2 protein-coding genes and 1 pseudogene are annotated in these 2408 nt (G+C 62.0%); all 3 read right to left on the minus strand.

All coding sequences use genetic code 11. The features are described from left to right. Positions 1-959: pseudogene (locus RDN59_RS12035) on the minus strand (glucose-6-phosphate isomerase); the annotation flags it as partial. Positions 960-1060: 101 nt separating this feature from the next. Continuing rightward, positions 1061-1963: a trypsin-like serine protease gene (locus RDN59_RS12040; protein ID WP_308608040.1), complete on the minus strand. Its 903-nt coding sequence runs from the start codon at positions 1961-1963 to the stop codon at positions 1061-1063. A 47-nt stretch (positions 1964-2010) separates the two neighbouring features. After that, positions 2011-2304 carry a chorismate mutase gene (locus tag RDN59_RS12045; RefSeq protein ID WP_308608041.1) on the minus strand — a complete coding sequence of 98 codons (294 nt, stop codon included), beginning with the start codon at positions 2302-2304 and terminating at the stop codon, positions 2011-2013. Between the last annotated feature and the right edge of the window lie 104 nt (positions 2305-2408).

Consider the following 2408-nt stretch of genomic DNA (forward strand, 5'->3'; position numbering starts at 1 on the left):
ACACCGAGCAGGCCCATGAGCACCGGCACGTTCTGCTCTAGGGGTGCGGTGCGGAAGTGCTCATCCATGGCGTGGAAGCCCTCGAGGAAGCGCATAAAGTCCAGCGGGCCGATGGTGCACATCAGGGACAGGCCGATGGCGGAATCGACGGAGTAGCGCCCGCCGACCCAGTTCCAGAAACCGAACATGTTCTGGGGGTCGATGCCGAACTCCGCGACCTTCTCCGCGTTGGTGGAAACGGCTACGAAGTGCTTGGCGACGGCCGACTCATCACCATCAAACTGCTCAATCAGCCAGCGGCGTGCGGCGTGAGCGTTGGCCAGGGTTTCCTGGGTGGTGAAGGTCTTGGAAGCCACGATGAAGAGGGTGGAGCCGGCGTCGAGGCCGTCGAGAGTCGCGGCGAGATCCGCCGGGTCGACGTTGGAGACGAAGTCCGCGCTAATGCCCGCCACTTCGTAGGAGCGCAGGGCCTTCGCGGCCATGGCCGGGCCCAAGTCGGAGCCGCCGATGCCGATGTTGACCACCTTCTTGATGGTGTGGCCCGTATGTCCCAGCCACGTGCCGGACCGCAGCGCAGTGGCGAAGTCACGCATGCGTCCAAGGACTTCGTGGACGTCGGCGGCGACGTCCTGGCCGTCGACGCTCAAGTCCTTCTCCACCGGCAAGCGCAGCGCGGTGTGCAGCACGGCGCGATCCTCGGTGTTGTTGAGGTGCTCGCCGGCGAACATGGCGTCGCGGCGGCCCTCGACGTCCGCGGCGCGGGCAAGATCCACCAATGCGGTGAGGACTTCCTCATCGATGAGGTTCTTCGACAGGTCCACGTGCAGGCCCGCGGCGTCGAAAGAATAGTCTGCGGCGCGGGAAGCGGAGTTGGCAAAAAGCTCACGCAGGTTGAGGTCCTTCTTGCTTTCAAAAAGCGAGGTGAGCGCGGCCCACTGCGGCTGAGCGGTAATGTCCATTGCAAAAGCCTTTCTGGCAGGTAGCAGACATGAAACTTACTGTGTCCACCGTAGTCCAGAAATCCCTTCGCTGCCGAGGCAGAAGACCGTACTGCGTTGAGCTAGGAGTAGAGCTTCAGGTCGAATTGCTCCATTGTGTTTCCGATCTCCATGGCACCAGTTTCGGGGCCGGTGTAATCCTCGTAGTTGCCAAAGGACAAGACACCTACCGCGTACAGTTTGCCGTCGATGGAGGCGTAGACAGGACCGCCGCTATCACCGGGTAGGCTCTCGCTGCCGAAGGTGAAAAGTCCTTGGTTTTCGAAGCGGTCGATGAAATCGTCGCAGGCAGCGCCTCCCGCAGAACCCGCAAAACACATCGTGGGCTTCTTGTGCGTGACATCGTCGAGGCTCATCCAACCGGCCAAAGGCGCATTGAAGGCCGGTGAGGTAGATACTTCGGCGGCAGGGTTGGACACTTCGATCAGCGCAATGTCGGCTGAGTTGATGCTATCGGTGTTGGTGTTGCGGGCCTTCTTTACCATCTGGCCGATTTCTACCGTGCTGCCGGATTGATCCTCATAATAGAAGGTGTCGCCCGTGTCCCCGCAGTGTCCGGCGGTGAGGATAAAGAGGCGCTGCCCATCGCCAGCGAAATGACCGGTGGAGCACCGGCCATCGGTTGTGCTGTTGTAGATGGGCGCACCCGGCGTCAACACCCCCAGGCTCATGAAGCAATCGGCAGCTTCGGGAGCTATCAGGTTGCGTCGGGGCTCCGGTCGCTGTGCTTGAGGGATTTCGGTGGTGTTATCCCAGAGCGCATCGCCGTCGAGAGGCTCCTCGAAGCCTTGCGTTGTTCCGGATGCTGCGGAACCCTGCCTGCGGTCGGAGTCGCTGACGGCGGGAAGATTGAGCGTCGTGGTGGAAATGGTGGTCTCAGCGGAAGAAGAGGTGCTGCAGGCGGACAACATGGACGCAGCGGTGGCAGCAGCGAGAAGCGCAGCGAGACGGGAGGAAAAGCGCATGACGAGAGCCTAACCCACCACCTGCCCAAGCGCGCGTGCGCTGGGGACTAGTCCGAGGCGCTACCAGATCCGCCGAGCTTGCCGCGGCCCAAGCGCAACAGGGCGGAGGCGATGGCGGGTCCTTCCTCCCCGAGCTCGTCGCGGAACTCGTTGAGGATCGCAATTTCGCGGGTGTGCACCAAACGGGTGCCACCCGAGCTCATTCGCGTCTTACCAATGGTGCGGGAAATGTCGGTGCGGCGCTTGATGGCGTCGAGAATAACGCGGTCGAGGCGGTTGATCTCTTCGCGGTAGCGCTGAATCTCGGCATCACTCAGCGGGTCATCGGTGCCCGGCGGCATGCGAATTTCGAGCCCACTAACCACGACGCTGGCTCTTTGGCGCTCGTGGCACAGGCCGGGGCCAGTGTTGCCAGGTGACGCATACCTTATGCCATTACATGTTG

The organism is uncultured Corynebacterium sp., from assembly GCF_902489365.1.
Lineage (GTDB): Bacteria > Actinomycetota > Actinomycetes > Mycobacteriales > Mycobacteriaceae > Corynebacterium.